Source organism: Flavobacterium sp. CLA17 (assembly GCF_013112255.2).
GTDB lineage: Bacteria > Bacteroidota > Bacteroidia > Flavobacteriales > Flavobacteriaceae > Flavobacterium > Flavobacterium circumlabens.
Map to the genome: position 1 here is coordinate 5302606 of NZ_CP068294.1, position 17506 is coordinate 5320111.

14 protein-coding genes and 1 tRNA gene are annotated in these 17506 nt (G+C 35.8%); 5 read left to right on the plus strand and 10 right to left on the minus strand.

The window, feature by feature from the left end; translation table 11 throughout:
- Positions 1-56 precede the first annotated feature (56 nt).
- Both HAV12_RS21850 and HAV12_RS21855 read left to right on the plus strand, forming a co-directional pair.
- Positions 57-1370: a hydroxymethylglutaryl-CoA reductase, degradative gene (locus HAV12_RS21850; RefSeq protein ID WP_171571449.1), complete on the plus strand. Its 1314-nt coding sequence runs from the start codon at positions 57-59 to the stop codon at positions 1368-1370.
- Between the two features lie 113 nt (positions 1371-1483).
- Positions 1484-2398, plus strand: coding sequence for a GYDIA family GHMP kinase (locus tag HAV12_RS21855; protein ID WP_171571450.1), 915 nt, complete (start codon positions 1484-1486; stop codon positions 2396-2398).
- A 33-nt stretch (positions 2399-2431) separates the two neighbouring features.
- On the opposite strand, the gene HAV12_RS21860 is transcribed toward HAV12_RS21855, so the two are convergent.
- From HAV12_RS21860 to HAV12_RS21890, 7 genes are all read right to left on the minus strand, one after another.
- Positions 2432-2884: a hypothetical protein gene (locus HAV12_RS21860; protein WP_171571451.1), complete on the minus strand. Its 453-nt coding sequence runs from the start codon at positions 2882-2884 to the stop codon at positions 2432-2434.
- Between the two features lie 297 nt (positions 2885-3181).
- Positions 3182-5281, minus strand: a complete 2100-nt coding sequence (locus HAV12_RS21865; protein WP_171571452.1) for a peptidylprolyl isomerase — start codon at positions 5279-5281, stop codon at positions 3182-3184.
- Positions 5282-5390: 109 nt separating this feature from the next.
- Positions 5391-6650, minus strand: coding sequence for a hemolysin family protein (locus HAV12_RS21870; RefSeq protein ID WP_171571453.1), 1260 nt, complete (start codon positions 6648-6650; stop codon positions 5391-5393).
- Between the two features lie 3 nt (positions 6651-6653).
- Positions 6654-6848, minus strand: a complete 195-nt coding sequence (locus tag HAV12_RS21875) for a hypothetical protein (protein WP_132032095.1) — start codon at positions 6846-6848, stop codon at positions 6654-6656.
- An 11-nt stretch (positions 6849-6859) separates the two neighbouring features.
- On the minus strand, positions 6860-7411 hold the full coding sequence (lptC, locus tag HAV12_RS21880) for an LPS export ABC transporter periplasmic protein LptC (protein WP_132032097.1): 552 nt from the start codon (positions 7409-7411) through the stop codon (positions 6860-6862).
- 50 nt (positions 7412-7461) lie between these two features.
- Positions 7462-8691, minus strand: a complete 1230-nt coding sequence (locus HAV12_RS21885) for a hypothetical protein (protein ID WP_171571454.1) — start codon at positions 8689-8691, stop codon at positions 7462-7464.
- Positions 8684-9418, minus strand: a complete 735-nt coding sequence (locus tag HAV12_RS21890; RefSeq protein WP_171571455.1) for a type III pantothenate kinase — start codon at positions 9416-9418, stop codon at positions 8684-8686. The genes HAV12_RS21885 and HAV12_RS21890 overlap by 8 nt, the downstream gene beginning before the upstream one ends.
- 99 nt (positions 9419-9517) lie before the next feature.
- Here HAV12_RS21890 and HAV12_RS21895 point away from each other — a divergent pair.
- The 3 genes from HAV12_RS21895 to HAV12_RS21905 all read left to right on the plus strand — a co-directional run bounded on the left by HAV12_RS21895 (position 9518) and on the right by HAV12_RS21905 (position 12097).
- Positions 9518-9590, plus strand: a tRNA-Phe gene (locus HAV12_RS21895).
- Between the two features lie 775 nt (positions 9591-10365).
- Positions 10366-11862 (plus strand): MFS transporter, encoded by a 1497-nt coding sequence (locus HAV12_RS21900; RefSeq protein ID WP_171571456.1) that lies wholly within the window; start codon positions 10366-10368, stop codon positions 11860-11862.
- Positions 11863-11872: 10 nt separating this feature from the next.
- A complete protein-coding gene (locus HAV12_RS21905; RefSeq protein WP_171571457.1) occupies positions 11873-12097 on the plus strand; it encodes a DUF6814 family protein in 225 nt (74 codons plus the stop codon).
- Between the two features lie 69 nt (positions 12098-12166).
- On the opposite strand, the gene HAV12_RS21910 is transcribed toward HAV12_RS21905, so the two are convergent.
- The 3 genes from HAV12_RS21910 to HAV12_RS21920 all read right to left on the minus strand — a co-directional run bounded on the left by HAV12_RS21910 (position 12167) and on the right by HAV12_RS21920 (position 17501).
- The gene (locus HAV12_RS21910; protein WP_171571458.1) at positions 12167-15034 is read right to left on the minus strand and encodes an alpha-amylase family glycosyl hydrolase; all 2868 of its coding nucleotides are present in this window, start codon (positions 15032-15034) and stop codon (positions 12167-12169) included.
- A 72-nt stretch (positions 15035-15106) separates the two neighbouring features.
- Positions 15107-15856 (minus strand): SusE domain-containing protein, encoded by a 750-nt coding sequence (locus HAV12_RS21915; RefSeq protein ID WP_171571459.1) that lies wholly within the window; start codon positions 15854-15856, stop codon positions 15107-15109.
- A 19-nt stretch (positions 15857-15875) separates the two neighbouring features.
- Entirely contained in the window at positions 15876-17501 is a 1626-nt protein-coding gene (locus HAV12_RS21920; protein WP_171571460.1) for a RagB/SusD family nutrient uptake outer membrane protein, read from the minus strand.
- Between the last annotated feature and the right edge of the window lie 5 nt (positions 17502-17506).

A 17506-nucleotide genomic window follows, 5' to 3' on the forward strand; every position in this document is an offset into this window, starting at 1 on the left:
AACAAAACCCCAGAATTGGTATATTTGCGGCAACATTACTATTTAATATACTGAGAATGAACAACGCCGTTGCCGGATTTTCGAAATTATCCAAAAAAGAAAAAGTAAACTGGATTGCAGAAACCTATTTTTCCACTCCTGATGAGGCGCTTAAAATAATAGGAAATTACTGGAATTCAGACGACAAGCTCCAGCAACTGCACGATGAATTCATAGAAAACACCATTACTAATTTATACATACCATTGGGAGTTGCTCCTAATTTTTTGATAAACGGAAAGTACAAAACAATTCCAATGGCAATTGAAGAAAGTTCCGTGGTGGCTGCTGCTTCAAAATCGGCAAAATACTGGGCCACCCGAGGCGGATTTAAAGCAACTGTTATTGATACGCAAAAAATTGGTCAGGTTCATTTTACTTTCAACGGAGACGGGCAAAAATTACAATCGTTCTTCGATCAGATAAAACCGTTGTTTTTCTCCAATACGCAAAGCATTACGAAAAACATGCAACAACGCGGCGGCGGAATTCTTGATATTCAGCTCAAAGACAAACGAAACCTGCTGGAACATTATTTTCAGCTTCATGCCACTTTTGAAACCAAAGACAGCATGGGAGCTAACTTTATTAACTCTTGTCTCGAGCAATTTGCATCAACCTTAAAAGAGGAGTTTCAGAATTGTGATGCATTTGATGAAAATGAACACCTAAATGTAATCATGAGTATTCTGTCTAATTATGTACCAAACTGCATTGTACGAGCCGAAGTTTCCTGTCCTGTTGAAGATTTAAGCGAAAAACATATTGCAAATCCACAGGATTTTGCGGAACGATTTGTACAAGCCGTTCAAATTGCCGAAGTCGAGCCGTTCAGGGCAGTAACCCACAATAAAGGCATCATGAATGGTGTCGACGCTGTCATTCTTGCAACCGGAAATGACTTTAGGGCTGTAGAAGCCGGTGTACATGCCTATGCAGCAAAAAATGGCCAATATGCAAGTTTATCACATGCTAAAATCGAAAACGGAATTTTTACCTTCTGGCTTGAAATTCCATTAGCTTTAGGTACTGTAGGCGGATTAACTTCTTTGCATCCTTTGGTAAAACTATGTTTAGAGATACTGGAAAAACCTTCAGCTGAAGAATTAATGCAAATTGTTGCGGTTGCCGGACTGGCTCAAAACTTTGCCGCTCTACGATCGCTGACTACAACCGGAATTCAGGAAGGACACATGAAAATGCACCTGAACAATATCATCAATCAATTTGAAGCTACAGAAGAAGAGCGTCATTCGATTAAAACTCATTTTAAGAAAAATGTGATTTCTCACAGCGCGGTGGTTGAATTTATTGAAAATCTAAGAAAATAAAATAAATAAAAATTCCAAGTAGTATAGCTTCTGAATAAATTCCAAATCCCAGTTATTGGAATTTGGAATTTATCCTGAGGCTTCGGAATTGGAATATATTTTAAAATTGAAGCATGAAGACAACCTATTACAGTAACGGAAAACTTTTAATAACAGGCGAATATCTCGTTTTAGATGGTGCTGAAGCGCTTGCATTACCAACGAAATTTGGTCAGAATTTAATCGTGGAGAACGATTCTGAACACCAGATTCAATGGAAAAGTTTTGATTTTGATCAACAAATCTGGTTTGAAGACACGATTACTTTTACTGAGATTATAAACAATGACGGCCCTAAAGTCGAAAATGTAAAAAAGACTTTAATCAATATTTTACATGAAGCTTATCTTCTGAATCCTGATTTTATTGATTCCTCAGAAGGTTATAAGGTAAGTACAGCGCTTACATTTCCCAAAAACTGGGGGCTGGGAACTTCCTCTACTTTATTGAACAATATTGCACAATGGAGTAAAATTGACGCTTTTACATTGCTTAAAAACAGCTTTGGCGGTAGTGGTTATGACATTGCCTGCGCACAAAACAATACTCCTATTGTATATCGTCTGGATCAGAATTTCCCAACGGTAGACCTTATTAATTTTAATCCTGAATTTAGAGATCACATTCACTTTGTTTATCTTAATAAAAAACAAAGCAGTAAAGCCGCGATCAATGCTTATTATAACAACAAGAATGAACATTTAGCACAAAATATTGCGACGAATGATAAAATCACAGCTGCTGTTATCAATGCTAAGACAATAAAGGAATTTGCTTCTGCTATCGAGAAACATGAAATTCATTTAAGTACGATCTTAGAAATAAAAACTATAAAAGAGATTGCTTTTCCTGATTTTAATGGTGTCGTTAAGAGTCTTGGAGCCTGGGGGGGCGATTTTATAATGGCAATTTCGAAAGAAAATCCGAAGGACTATTTCGTTTCAAGGGGCTATGAAACTATTCTTTCGTATAATGAGATGATTTTGTAGGTAAATCATTTCTATTTTAAAATAAAAAGCCTTTTAATAATTTACTTTTTTGTTTTTATCATGTTTCGTCTCGAGTCGCCGGACTATCTGATTTTCCTGCTCATTCGGATCAACAGAGGAATTGGACTCAATAAGCGTATTATGTAAACGCTCTGCCATCTTTTCTATACTGTTGGTTATAGAATCGTAGACTACTTCCATTCTCCGGTGTTTTTCTTCTTTTACAGCTTTTAAAACATCCTCCACAAAAATCTTGTCGTATTTTTCAGCAACAGAATCACGAGTGTTTGTCAATCTGATTACATTATCGTGTCCTAGTATAGTTACTTTAAAGTGCTGTTCTTCGTTGCTTAAATAATACTTCCCTCCCAATTCATCACAATTAATGTCGGTACTACCCACTTTTAATAGTTCAGTGATGATTCCAAAAATATGATTTTCAATTTTGGAATATACTCTGGGTTTCTTTTTAAATAACTTAAACATAAAAATCATTAAACACTTGATTATTAAAGTATTTGTTCGTCATAGTCTCTTTTATTTATTGAACCTGTTTAATGTTTTAGACCATTTGCTAAAACAAAAATTCAGACAAATTAACATTAATATTTTGAAAAACCCAAATTTTTTAGATTGTATTTCTATTATTCCTATATAATTAAATAAAATCTGAGTGATAAGTATTACAAATGAAAACCCTCAAATAAATAGAAATAAAAAAGCCCGAAACATTCAAAAGAACATTTCGGGCTGTCTATTTTATTTTAAGTACTACATTAAAAACTAGTAGTTAAATTGTAATCTGTTATCTTCAATTTTTGCATTGTTTTTTAACGCTGGTAAAATTCTGCTTGCATCAGATGCACTTTGCGCTTTTACTTTTGCAACATATTCAGCATGATTAGCAATCGCCGGAGCTTTTACTACACTAATATTTTTAACAACATAAACACCTGTATTTCCTTCAATTGGAGCAGAAAGTTTATTTGCAGTTAAAGCAAATGCATTACCTACAACTTTTGGCTCTTGTCCTACTCCTCCAGGAAGAACCGGATTGTCCATAGTTACGTCAGCAGCTTGCTGAACAGCAACACCAGCACTTTTAGCAATTGCCTCAAGGGTTGAACCTGTCATTTTAGCTTTTAGCATTTCTGCTTTTTTCTTGTTTTTTAAGATTGACTCTACATAAGGTCTTGCCAAACTTACAGATACTAAACCTGATTTGTTTTCGCTTTTGTATTGTGCAATTACGTGCCCAATATTAGCCAGCTCAAATCTTTTTACATCCCCTTTGTTTGTTTCTTTGTCAAATGCCCATCTTACAATGTTACGTTGGTTTCCCAGAGGACCAAACGCTTCATCCATTGCTTTTGCCGTTACAGGTGCAGCAATTTTTAAACCTAATTCTTTTGCTGTAGCAGCAAAATCTTTATCAGCAGCTTCCATTTCAAATTTGGTAGCCAAAGTAAATACTTTATCAGAAGTAGCTTCAGAAGGCTCAATTTTCTGAGCAATAGTCGCTAAACGAATTCCGTCTTGTTTATCCGTGATTTTGATAATATGAAATCCGAAAGGAGTTTCAACTAAACCAATTTTACCAATTCCGTTACTGAATACGAAATCATTGAATGGTTTTACCATTTGGTTTGGGCCAAAATATCCTAAATCACCACCTTGTTGTGCAGATGAATCATCAGAGCTTGTAAAAGCCAGCATCATAAAACTATCCGGATTAGCCTGAACCTGAGCCAGAATTTCTTCTGCTTTTGCTTTAGCTTCTTCTTTAGTTCTTTTTTCTTTTGTGTTTGGAGTCTGAGACCCTGTATATCCAATTAAGATGTGACTTGCTTTTGCATTAACTCCTGCTTTAAATCCCTGAGATTTAGAAATGCAGTAGTATTTACCATAAACATAAGGTCCGTAGATTTCACCCGGAGCTAAACTGAATAATTTATCAGCGTCAACTGCAGGTAAATTATTTTTAGCCACGTAGGTAGAATCGTAAGGAATATCAGAATTTGAGTTTACAAATTCAGCAATGTTAGTTGCATTTCTGAAACCCGGCAAAGTATCATTTTTACCAGTTTTTGCGTTGTAAACAACACTTCCTGATAATAATGCAGTGATTCTAGCTTTGATTTCAGCTTCGTCTTCTTTTGACGCTTTGTCTTCTACTAAAACATATTGAATCTCACGAGTTTCATCTGCTTTGAATTTCTTCTCGTTTTTCTTCATGTAATCCACAATATCCGAATCAGAAATTTTCACGTCACTGTCTTTAATAGAAGAATACAATGCGGCAGCATAAGCAAAGTTTACTTTGTTCGCTTCCATTTCATATTTCAGTTTTCCTTCACTAGCCGTTGTATAAAGTGCTGATTTTACTAATGTATTGTAGATTTGAAATTTTGCATTTAATGTAGCATCTTTTTCTTTCTCAGAAATATATTGTGCTGCTTCAGGATTTGTTTTAAAGTACTCCTTGAATTTAGCGATATCAAACATACCGGCTGCATTCAGGAACATTGGATTTTTACCAATATTCGGATCTGCTTTTAAAACCTCCAAAAGGTGTTTTTCACCGACTCTTAATCCTAATTTATCAAATTGAGATGACAATAAAGCGATTGAAACTTCCTGATCCCAAACTCTGTTTGCAGCTTCAGTAGAAGAAATCCCTTGTCCGCTTTTTTCAACATTACTAACTTTAACTCTAAAGTCTTCAAATGAAATATCTTTTCCATCGATGCTTCCCACATCTTTTGAACTTTGACCGAAAGTCCCTCTAGTGAATAGATCTTGTATTATAAATGCAAATAATGCAAGTGCAATAACTCCTATTAATAAAGCGGAACGCTGTCTGATTTTTGCTAAAACTGCCATTTTTATTGTCGTTAATTTTTATATTCAGTTTGCGAAAATACAATTATCTAGTTAATAACAATACAACTAGTGTTTTATTTTGCACATTTTTTTTTAATTACTAAAAAAATTACTCTTTTATAGTCATTTTTACCAATTCAATTTTCTTGTTTGTCGCTTCCTGTATCACAAAATAGTAGCGACCAATAACGATTTCTTCCCCTATTTGCGGAATTTCTTTTGTTGAATTCACAATAAAACCTCCTAAAGTCCCGTAGGAATCTTCTTCAGGAATACCCAACTTATAGACTTCATTCAAATACTCCACATCCAGACGGGTCGAAAATAAATACTTACCTTCTCCTAACTCCTGCTCTATCAGTTCTTCGTCTAAGTCATGCTCATCTTCTATTTCGCCAAAAAGCTCTTCTACAATATCCTCAATGGTTATTATGCCAGAAGTTCCTCCGTGTTCATCGAGTACAACAGCTACATTTCTCCTTTTTTTAATCAGCAGGTTCAGGGCATCTTTTATCGAAATGGTTTCCGGAACAAACTCAACAGTCATCAAAACAGATTTAATGGTTTTCGGCTTTTTAAACAAGTCAAAAGAATGCACATAACCCACAATATCATCGAGCGAGTTTTGGCTCACTACAATTTTAGAATAGCCGGTTTCTACAAACAAATCCTTAAGTTCCCCAACGCTGTCAAATAAATCTATATCGACAATTTCCGTACGGGGCGTCATAATATCACGCGCTTTTACACCTGAAAACTCCAAAGCATTCTGAAAAATCTGAATTTCGGAATCTACCTCTTGATTGTCTTCAACAGAGCTCATTTGCTCTGTGATATAATTACCCAGTTCTATTTTACTAAAATACAACTGCACCTGATCTCCTTCTGTTTTGAAAAATTTCCTTAAAATAAAATCAGAAATCCAGATAAAGAAAGTCGAGATATAGTAAAACAAACGGTAAAAGAGATAGGCCGGAATGGCAAAAATCCTAATAAATGAATTGGCATAAATTTGAAAAAAGACTTTCGGAAAAAACTCTGCTGTTATTAAAACTATAAAGGTAGAAATAGCGGTCTGAATCAATAAACTGGTAAGATCCGAAAAATGGTATCCAAATTTAAGGAGCTGAGCCAGAATAAGATCACCCATAAAAAACCCGTAAACCACCAGTGCAACATTGTTACCAATAAGCATTGCGGCAATAAATTTGGAAGGATTCTCGGTAAGTCTGGTCAGAATTTGGGAAACAAAATTGTCTTGTTTTTTTTCTATTTCAAGATAAATTTTGTTAGAGGAAATAAAAGCTATTTCCATTCCTGAAAAAAAGGCTGATAGTATTAAACATAGTATTATAATACTAATCTCCATTTTTTATTGTTTTTTGTTACGATCGTCAAACTTCTTAGCATATTTTCTTCTGAAGAAAAACATAAAAACGGCTAAGAAGGCAATTATGAAACTTAAAGTTGAAGTATCATTTCCTTCATTTAGCTTTATAATTCCATCATAAATAAAAAAAACCGCAAACAATATGTAAACGTATTGTGTATATTTTAAGTAACCCATAATCTGTGTATTTATTCTTCGGCTTCTAATTCGCCTGTTATTCGCTGTGAATTGATCACTTTAAAGTCTTTACTAAAATCTATTCCCTGCCCGTAAGAAACTCCTTTTGCATCGGTAAGCTTAAATTTTCTTTCCGTATAAAACCATTCGTTCTTCTGATCAAAATACAGCTGTTCTGTTTCAAGCATCTGACCTGTTTCTGAAGTGATTTTTACTTTTCCCTGCAGGTCTATAATTCCGGTTTCTTTATACGAAACAGCATAATTCGATCTGATAAAAGTACGCTTTTGTTTTTTATCATATAAGGTGACATCAATACCTTTTGGGAATTCTGTAAACGGGAAGTCAAGATTTGAATAATCCAGCATTTTTGAACTGATCAGTACTCCGGTTATGCGTCCGGAATCTGTGTATTTTATATTAACGGTATCTGCGTCACTTCCGGGAACAAACTCTGAGAAGTTAATTTTCTGAACTTCTTTAAAATTACTTTCGCACCCAAAAAACATTGTCACAGCTAGAACTGTGACAATGGTTATTATATATTTCTTTGGTAAATTCATTTGCCAAATGTAGTAAATTGTAATGAGCTTAAAAAAACATTAAGTTCTGCTTAGTTGAATTTACTTTTCACGAACCATTTGTCGTTGAAAGAAAAACCTATACTAAAGTTCAGATAATTTTCCTTAACCAAACCTGAAGAAGTAGTTCCTCTTTTACCAAACTCAACTCCAAAATTCACATTTGAAAAAGATCCTGTAATCGGCAAACCTGCACCTAAACTCATCCCAACATCATTAACTGATTCATTATTTATTACTAAACCAATTTTTTCATATTTAAGACCTGCTCTGTATGTGATTCTGCTAAAGTAACTTGAAAACGAAGTGTAGTTGGGAATATAATAACCTCCAATAGCATATTTGGCATAATTTTCGTAACGCACATTGTCTACTGTATTGTAATGGTTATTAAGTTTTCCATCTCCCTGAAAAGCCAATGTAGTACCGATTAACCATTTTCTGGCCTCTCCAATACCAGCGCCAATCGTAAATTTACCAGGTAATTTCAATTCGGTTGCAACAACAGGATAAGTATAAGAAGCAGCATCACCGTCAACCTGGACAGTTCTGGTATTATCTGAATTTAAATTACCGGAAAAATTGTAACTCAAACTCGTATATAAATTCATTTTTTTATAAATCTTCGTTTGATACATGGTACCAATGTTAAAAGTAGCACCGGATATTTTAGAAATATTTTCTTCTCTGGTCGCATTTTGAACGTCTGTTACAAGCTCTATACTGGTGGTTGTAATTTTACCAAAATCATATTGCACATCTGCTCCAATGTTCCATTTAGGCGTAATTTTATATCCTAAACCAAAGAACACTTTATTAACGCCTCCTTTTCCTTCCAGCTGACTACTTACACCTCCGGGAACATCAGTATTATCATTTGCAATTCTGTATCCTACAGCCGACAAAGGAACCAGACCAAATGCTGCACCGAATTTTCCCATAGGAATTCCCACTGCCAGATAATCAAAAGTTGTTCTTTGTGCTTTTGAAGTTTCACCTTCTGTTTTTATCTTAGAAGTTCCAAAAGTTCCCCCTACAGAAAAAGTCGTTTGCCCCAAACTGGCATAACTTGCCGGATTTTCAATATTCAAATGTATACTATCCTGTTCTACTGCAACACCTGCCATAGACCTGAATTCAAGAGTTCCTTTGAACTTTACATCTCCAATTCCGTAGAAGGAATATGGTGAAGCAGTACCTTGTTGCGCGAATGAAACGAACGATATAAGTAAACAGGTACTTATTATAATTTTTTTAATCATTGTCGATTTTATATTGAAATGTTTGGCTCAAACTTTCCAAAAGGAAATTTGAATTGGCAAATATGGTATTTTTTAATCGTTTAGCCAAAAAATCTGCATCGCCACCCGTTAAAATTATTATAAAATTTGAAAAGTTTGCCCGATATTCATCGATAAAACCATCGATCTCATAGACGAACCCATTCACAACACCAGAGTGAATAGCCTCTTTTGTGGAATTTCCTATATAGTGTTCCGGACCTTCCAGAGTCAGCAAAGGCAGTCTGGCCGTGAAATTATGCAAAGCTTCATAACGCAATCGCAAACCCGGAGAAATTGCTCCGCCCAGATAATTATCCTTTTCGTCGATAAAATCGTAGGTAATGCAAGTTCCTGCATCGATTACTAATCTGTTTTGTTTTGGAAACTGTAAAGTGGCGCCGGCAGCCAAAACCATCCTGTCAATTCCTAACGTTTTTGGGGTTGCATATTTATTGTTGAAGGGAAAAACATCTTCATGCGTTAAAAAATGAATATTGAGTTCCTTTTCGAAAGCCAAAAAAGACTGTTTTTCGATATTTCCGACCGAAGCAACGACCAAATCGGAACAATTTTGAAATTTTTTTAAAATTTTTTTAATTTTTTTTTCAAGCTCATTTTTCTCAAAAACAAAATTTTCAACAACAGTACTTCCCTCAAAGACAGCAGCTTTAATTCTGGTATTACCAACATCAACAGTTAAAATCATGTTTGCTTTTTTATAAATGCAAAGATACGAATTGATTTTTTTTAAAAAATGTTTTGGATAAACGAAAAATGATTCTATCTTTGCACCCGCAATCAGCACGGTGCCTTAGCTCAGATGGTAGAGCAATGGACTGAAAATCCATGTGTCCCTGGTTCGATCCCTGGAGGCACCACCGTTAAAACCCGAATAGAAATATTCGGGTTTTTTGTTTTTAATATCTTTTGACAAATGCATTATTTGGAAAAATTCATTAAACGAATGAAAAGCAAAATCTTTAATAATAAAGTAATTAATGATCCTTCTATCTTAAAAGATATTCTTTCTAAAAGAAAATCATAATTTGTCCCTGATTCTCCCGAAGCCTCGGGACTGGAGGCGCCACCGTTAAAACCCGAATAGTCCCGAGGCTTCGGGATTCGGTTTTTTTGTTTTTAATATTTTTCTGAAAGTTTTACCACAATGAGCGCTAAGATTTACACAATCCCGATAGCTATCGGGAGCAAAGTATAGTTAAACCTTTGTGGACTTCTTACTGTTAAATACTTAAATCATTTTGTCATTTCGACGTAAGGAGAAATCACATTTGCAATTCGACAAAGATTGGCGATTTGAGGAACGGAGCTTCTATTGTGATTTCTCCTTACGTCGAAATGACAAGGTGCGGATTCCAAAGAACGCTAAGATTTACGCAATCCCGATAGCTATCGAGAGCTAAGTTTAGCTTAAGCTTTGTGAACCTTTGCGTTTTTACGTTGTACCCTTGCATTTAAATTAAATTTTACTTCCTCCTATTATAATTTTAACAAGGTTTATTACTGTTAAAAACACACTTGTTTTAAATTAATGTCTTTTTGTTAAAAAAGTATTAACTAAATAAAAAAATATCTCATATATTCGTGAAATGATACCTTATGATTTCATTTATTATTAAAACCACAAGACAGTTTATGAGTAAAAATTCTACAAAAGGCATTTGGAAAGTAATTTCGGCCTCTTCAATGGGGACTATGATAGAATGGTATGACTTTTATATTTTTGGAAGTCTGGCCGTCGTAATCTCCACCAAATTCTTTCCGACTGATAATCCGACTGCAGCTTTTTTATCCACTTTAGCCACTTTTGCCGCCGGATTTGTAGTTCGTCCTTTTGGTGCTTTATTTTTTGGAAGACTTGGGGATATCATTGGCCGCAAATATACTTTTATGGCTACCTTATTATTAATGGGTGGTTCGACGTTCTTAATCGGCTGTATTCCCAGTTATGAAACGATAGGCTTTTTAGCGCCGTTACTGGTACTTATCCTGCGTTTACTGCAAGGACTTGCTCTTGGCGGAGAATATGGCGGAGCAGCCACTTATGTTGCCGAGCATGCTCCCCAGGGACAAAAAGGATATTGGACCTCCTGGATTCAGACCACTGCAACTGTAGGTTTGTTTATTTCTTTGATGGTCATATTAGCCACAAAAAATGTGCTGTCAGCTGAAGACTTTGATTCCTGGGGATGGCGCGTACCGTTTTGGGTTTCTATTGTTATGGTTGGAGTCTCCTATCTGATTCGAAAAAACATGGACGAATCTCCTGTTTTTGCAAAAGCAAAAAAAGAAGGTACTACAAGTAAAAATCCTTTAAAAGAAAGTTTTGGCAATCGATATAACCTGAAGTTTGTATTACTGGCCTTATTTGGCGCTACCATGGGACAGGGTGTGGTTTGGTACACCGGGCAATTCTATGCCATGAGCTTCATGAAAACAGTAATGAACATCGATTCCTCGCAAGTTGATCAACTTCTTGGAATTGCTTTATTATTAGGAACTCCTTTTTTTATTGTTTTCGGGTGGCTGAGCGACAAGATCGGACGAAAATACATTATGATGGGCGGAATGCTGCTTGCCATTTTATTGTACAGACCTATTTATAAAGCAATGTATACTACTACAGATGTAAGTACCAAAACTGAAATTGTAGAAAAAAGAAGTCAAAACTCAGCAACAACAAAAAATAACGATGTAATCACCACAATTTCAAAAACCTACACTGACAGAACTTCGTATGTAGAGAAGAGAACGGCTTTTAACAATAAGAAAGAAGCCCAGACCAACGTCTCCATCACTATTAATTCTAATGATGAGTGGGCCTTGATTCTACTGGTTTTCATTCAGGTTTTATTTGTTACTATGGTATACGGACCGATTGCAGCATTTTTGGTAGAAATGTTTCCGGCCAAAATCAGATATACGTCTATGTCTTTACCTTATCATGTTGGAAATGGAATTTTTGGAGGATTGCTTCCTGCAATATCCACCTATTTTGTAACACATGCCAAAGAAACAGGAAAAGCTGATTTTTATCTGGAAGGATTATGGTATCCTATTATTATTGCTTCGGTATCCTTTATAATTGGAATGATTTACATTGATAATAAAAACAAAATTAATCACCTTTAAATTTAATAAAATGAATACAATCAAACAGACTTTAGGTGTTCTATGGGTGATACTGGCAATTGCAGCTGCGTATTTTTGCGTTTTTGAATTCGGTTTACCAAAACTGCTGTCAGACAAACAAGATGATCTTGTATTCGGGATTATAATCCTTTTTATCCTGACTCCTTTAATTGTTCTGGGATTGGGAACTTTTGGTTATTTTGCCGTTATTGGAGAATACAACGAAAAGAAATAAAGTAGTAAAAGCACAAAAATAAAAAGGCTGTCTATTTACAGACAGCCCTTTTACATTACTAACAAACTATTATTTTTTGATGAATTTCATCACTTGTGTTTTATTGTTTTCATCAACTGCTTTAACAAGATACAATCCTGTTTCCAGATCTGTTACCGAAAACTGAAAATCTGCATTTCCATTCGTTACAAAACTTTTTACCAATTGACCCGAAACGGAGTAAATCTGAACTTTTGCTGTACTTACATTTAAAGTAAAATAATCTGAAACCGGATTTGGATACAGATTTACCGTATTCCCTTTTTCAAAATCAGCTATTGCTAAACTTGCCTGTTTGTTACCGTAAATTCGGTATTCTCCAGCCGGAATATTTATTGGAGCTGCAGCATCTGTAACATTCATACTGGTATTATCCATTAAATTATACCAGGTTCCGGTGTATTGGAAACCTGTAGCAACATTTTGAGCCGTAAGTCCAAAGTTGGCCAGAATCAATACATCTTTTAATTGCGTTGCCGCTAAATTTGCATTGGTGATTTTTATGTTGACACTTGATGAACTTGCATTAGCAATTGTAGGTGTTCCCAAAAATACCGGTTCCGTAGTTTTTAGTGTAATCATTTTAGCCCAATCGTTATAGATTTTATTTCTGCTTGAATCACCCAGCCAATTCTCAACCCATTGAGGCTGTGGTTTGGTGTCTAATTTACAATCTCCCGAAATGGTTCCTGAGGAATCATTTACCGAACCATTCTGACAGGTGAAAATAGAATCATCCCAGCCTAATTCTCCAAAATGCCAAATCATTTTTGGACCCGGCACTAATAAAGATACGGCTCCTATAGCAGACATTCTTGATAAGGCTGTATTTAAGTTTTTAACATTATAAGTTCCGTTGGAAGCTCCGTATTGTACATTTTTATACATCAAACGCTCTTCATCATGACTTTCTGCGTAACCCATTAATCGATTTCCCGTAAAACCATGGCTACCGCTTGTCATTCTTGAAATATTACCACCATATCCCATTGACAATTCATTGTAAGGATCTGTCATTTTGCCCCACATCATGATTCCTTTACTTGGTGTTTCGGTGATTCTGTAATTGGCCCATTGCTGTTCTTCTGAATCAGAACCTAAGTGTTCGAAAATCGTGTAATGTGTAGGATCCAGGCTCCAGGAATAATCGGCATATTTTCTCAAAACATCTACTCTGTCCTGCTGATAACCGTTTGTACAAGATTCATCACTGGCAGTACAAGCTTGTGTAAATCCTTTGGTCAAATCCCAACGGAATCCATCTATTTTATATTCCTGAATCCATTGTTTGATAACGCGGTCTACATAATTTTGCGTTTTTAGGGATTGGTGGTTAAAGTCTTCCCCAACACTATAAGTATGTTTAGCCACCGTATTAAAATAAGGATTTTCAGCTGTTGGTGACCCAAAACCATCTCCATCCGGATCGTTCATCCACATTCTGACCATCGGATTTCTTCCGAAGGCATGATTTAAGGCAACGTCAAGAATAACTGCAATTCCGTTTTGGTGACACAAATCGATCAGCTCTTTTAATTTCTCTGAGGTCCCGTAAAACTTATCCAAAGCCATGTGAAAGGAGGTATTATAGCCCCAGCTTTCGTTGCCTTCAAATTCCATTACCGGCATTAATTGGATCGCATTTATTTTAAGGTTTTTAAAATAATCTATTTTGTCAATCAAACTTTGGTAGTTTCTGGCAGCATCAAAATCACGAACCAAAACTTCATATACTACCAGTTTCTCTTTCTCCGGTTTTGTAAAATTAGTCACCTGCCAATTATAAGGTGTCTGACCTGTTTTAAGTACGGTAACTTCAAAGTTTTGTCCTGTCGGATAAACCGGCATATTCGGATAAGAAGCTGAAGGAATTCCGGCATCATCATAAGGAGATAACACCAAAGTAGAATACGGATCAGCTGTTTTTACCAAAGAAGGCGAATTAGCAAGCGGTGTTGCATCAACCACCCAATATTGATAGGTATTGTTTACTCCGGAAACCAAACCTGTAATTTCCAGCCAGAATTTTCCTGAAGTTGGATCTTTTTTCATGGCGTATGCCGATGAAGGCTGCCAGTTGTTAAAACTTCCCGCAACGTAAACAAAGTCTTTTAGAGGTGCATCCAGAACCAAAGTCGCTTTTGTAGCATCGGCAGTATTATAGTTAATTCCATCCACTAAACCGGCTGGCATTGCTGCTGAAACCGTATTTGGATTTACAATTACAGAGAATTTTTTAAGAATAGTTGTTGCTCCCTGAACGATACTTAACTCATAGCTTTGATTATTTGTAATATTAGTATGAGAGTAGGAATAAGATGATGTACCTGCATTCGTATTGATTGTCGTTCCGTTTGCTTTCAGGGTATAACTTGCAGCACCATTTGTATTGGTTGCTGAAATAGTAAAATTGGAACCTGAGGCAATAACGCTGGCGCTATTTTCGGTCGGAGCCGTTAAAGTGGCCTGAAAAGAACCTACTTCAACCAGAATATCCTGAGATTGTTTTCCTCCTGATCCGTCTTTTGCTTTAACCAGAAAGCCCATTCTGCCGATTCCGCTTCTATTAAAATATACAGACGGGACAAAAGTTTTGGTATAGGTATCTGTTCCGGCATTATAAGTGAATTTACTGGCTTCATTAGAAACCGTCCAGGAACCGTTCGAAGGAGAGTCCATTTGAGCGGCATCGTTTACATTATAGGACCATGACCAAAGATATAAGGCATTTCCGCTAACACTCCACGTACTTTCATTAATACTTGAACCATTAATTGTTATAGTAATAGAAGTCGTATCCTCAAAAGGTGACGGATTTATGGAGTACGTAACTGTTTGCTGTTGTGCAAAAATAGCCGTCGACAGCAAAAGGAAAAATAAGTGTAAAGTTTTTTTCATAATGTGGTTGATTGGTTAGTTATATTAAAAAAGGGCCATCCTGAGACAGCCCTTTTACTATTTCAAAAATTATTAGTTTTTCTGAATAGTGTATTCTTTATTAGCGATATCAACGATAACAGTATAATTACCAGCTGATGTGATTGGAATATTAGCACCTCCGGCATCTAATTTCTTGTCATTACCATCATCTCCGTAATTAACAGCCCAGCCATCATCTAATCTAAACTTAATTTCTCCTACTATTAATGGTCCCACATAAGAATATTTTTTAGTAGCCAAATCATAATTTAAATCCGTGTCCGGATCATTCCATCCATTAGGAGTTGCAGAACCAATTAGACCCCAGTTAGCCCAGGCAGCATAAGGTGTTACTTTAATTGTAAATGCATTAGAATATTGAGGAAGACCTGTGGCTCCTACAACAGATTTAATACGAACATCAACATCATTCGACTGATATGGCGTAAAACCTCCATTAAGTACTGCAGAATTTAATTCTTCAACAGTCAATTCTTTTGAATTCGCTGTAGTATTACTTACCGTACTTGGATTTGCAAAATTAGTTCCCGCTTTTGCAATTTGAATAGTATAATTTACTACGGTTTGCTGTCCCGTGTAGGTTGCTTTATTCCAGGTTACTGTTGTAGCAATATCTTTCCCGGTTTCTTTTGAGAGCACGATACTAAAACCAGTTAATGGTGTTAATAATACAGGAGCTGTTCCTGCATCAACAACAGGTCTGTTTTCTACATCATCAGCATTACATGAAACCAGCAATACACCAATAAATGCGATTAAAATTTTATAACTATTTTTCATTTTAATATTTTATAAGATGTTAGTATTGCGGATTTTGCTTCAAGGTTGGATTTGCCTGAATGTTTCTTGCAGGAATTGGCATTAAATCCCTGTAAGACTCAGTAGCATTACCATTTACAGAACCACCTTTCCATTGCCAGATTTTAGATCCGCCTGTGAATTTTCCAAAACGAATCAAATCAGTTCTTCTGTGGCATTCCCAAAACAACTCTCTTCCTCTTTCATCTAATAGGAAATCAAGTGTTAACTGAGCCGTTGTAATAGTTTGCGCACCAGCTCTTGTTCTAATTTGGTTGATATACCCTAAAGCAGTATTAATATTTCCTGTTGATGCTCCTCTTACAGTTGCCTCAGCATACATTAAATACGCATCCGTTAGTCTGAACATTGGGAAATCAATATCCGGGATATCATTTCTTTGAGCAGCAGTACCATCAGAATTTTTGTTGATGTACTTTGTTACAGCATAACCGTCTGTAAAAGTTCCAACATTATTAATGTCTTTTGACTGACCAGCTGTATAAAATGTACCTCTTTTATCTCCGGTTCCGGTTTCGTCAGGGAAAAGATTTACAAACTCTCTACGAGTTCTGATTCCCTGCCATCCACCATCCATACCTCTTGAAGCAGCATCCATGCTACCTCCGATAGAAGCGTGCATGATAAAACTCATTCCTCCACCAGTTGCTCTAATGGCGTTACCATCTCCAACAATTGGAAATATAAATTCTTTTTCAGCACCATTTCTGTTATTATCCGCAGAGAATAAATAGCGGTAAGGAACATCTGCAAAAGCATATGTTGAATTAATGACTTCACTGCATAATGTAGCCGCTTCATTGTTTCTGTCTACACCTGTATATACTTTAGAATTTAAATAAATTTGTGCCAATAAAAATTTGGCCGCTATTTTATCTACTCTGCCATATTCATTTTGTCCCGAAGCAGCTAAAGTATTGTCAATGTCTTTTAATTCAGATTCAATAAAAGCAAAAACTTCCGCTCTTGATTTTTGCACCGGATAAAAGAATCCAACAGGATCATTTTCTGTAGTAATTGGCACATTTCCGAACAAATCCATTAAATTATAATAAGAGAAAGCTCTTAAAAAGCGTGCTTCAGCTCTAAATTTAGCAATATCCGTTTTCAGGTTGGCATCAACGCCTCTTGCTGTTAATTTATCATCAGTAGTTTGTCTTAAAAACTCATTGGCAAGACTAATGTGATAAAACGCTCTTGAGAAAGTTCCTTCCAGAAATTCATTTGCCGGAGCCCATGTCTGAGAATTAAGAGTTGGTAAAGTACCATCAGCCCAGGCAATAATTGCTTCATCTGTAGAAAATTCCTGTGTTACGAAAAGTAATCTTAAGTAACTGCTAAAGTCACCTCCAAGTCCTGCAATATCAGGATTTTTTCCTGGTTGAGAAGCATCACCATCACCATCATTTCCACCTACATACAAACCTGCGTACAATTTTGCCAGTACTTGTTTGTAAGATGCCGGATCCTGAAAAAAGGTCTCAGATAAAAATTCGTCATCATCCTTTGGCGTCACGTTTAAATCGTCCGTACACGAAGTAAGCGTCATACTTAATCCTAAAACGAATAGGAAAAAATAAGATATATATTTAAATGATATTTTCATTTTGT

What these genes read in the sequence shown, in the direction of transcription:
- HAV12_RS21850 (WP_171571449.1), top strand. Translation starts at nt 57, where the DNA reads ATGAACAACGCCGTTGCCGGATTTTCGAAATTATCCAAAAAAGAAAAA.
- HAV12_RS21855 (WP_171571450.1), top strand. Translation starts at nt 1,484, where the DNA reads ATGAAGACAACCTATTACAGTAACGGAAAACTTTTAATAACAGGCGAA.
- HAV12_RS21860 (WP_171571451.1), bottom strand. Translation starts at nt 2,884, where the DNA reads ATGTTTAAGTTATTTAAAAAGAAACCCAGAGTATATTCCAAAATTGAA.
- HAV12_RS21865 (WP_171571452.1), bottom strand. Translation starts at nt 5,281, where the DNA reads ATGGCAGTTTTAGCAAAAATCAGACAGCGTTCCGCTTTATTAATAGGA.
- HAV12_RS21870 (WP_171571453.1), bottom strand. Translation starts at nt 6,650, where the DNA reads ATGGAGATTAGTATTATAATACTATGTTTAATACTATCAGCCTTTTTT.
- HAV12_RS21875 (WP_132032095.1), bottom strand. Translation starts at nt 6,848, where the DNA reads ATGGGTTACTTAAAATATACACAATACGTTTACATATTGTTTGCGGTT.
- lptC (WP_132032097.1), bottom strand. Translation starts at nt 7,411, where the DNA reads ATGAATTTACCAAAGAAATATATAATAACCATTGTCACAGTTCTAGCT.
- HAV12_RS21885 (WP_171571454.1), bottom strand. Translation starts at nt 8,691, where the DNA reads ATGATTAAAAAAATTATAATAAGTACCTGTTTACTTATATCGTTCGTT.
- HAV12_RS21890 (WP_171571455.1), bottom strand. Translation starts at nt 9,418, where the DNA reads ATGATTTTAACTGTTGATGTTGGTAATACCAGAATTAAAGCTGCTGTC.
- HAV12_RS21900 (WP_171571456.1), top strand. Translation starts at nt 10,366, where the DNA reads ATGAGTAAAAATTCTACAAAAGGCATTTGGAAAGTAATTTCGGCCTCT.
- HAV12_RS21905 (WP_171571457.1), top strand. Translation starts at nt 11,873, where the DNA reads ATGAATACAATCAAACAGACTTTAGGTGTTCTATGGGTGATACTGGCA.
- HAV12_RS21910 (WP_171571458.1), bottom strand. Translation starts at nt 15,034, where the DNA reads ATGAAAAAAACTTTACACTTATTTTTCCTTTTGCTGTCGACGGCTATT.
- HAV12_RS21915 (WP_171571459.1), bottom strand. Translation starts at nt 15,856, where the DNA reads ATGAAAAATAGTTATAAAATTTTAATCGCATTTATTGGTGTATTGCTG.
- HAV12_RS21920 (WP_171571460.1), bottom strand. Translation starts at nt 17,501, where the DNA reads ATGAAAATATCATTTAAATATATATCTTATTTTTTCCTATTCGTTTTA.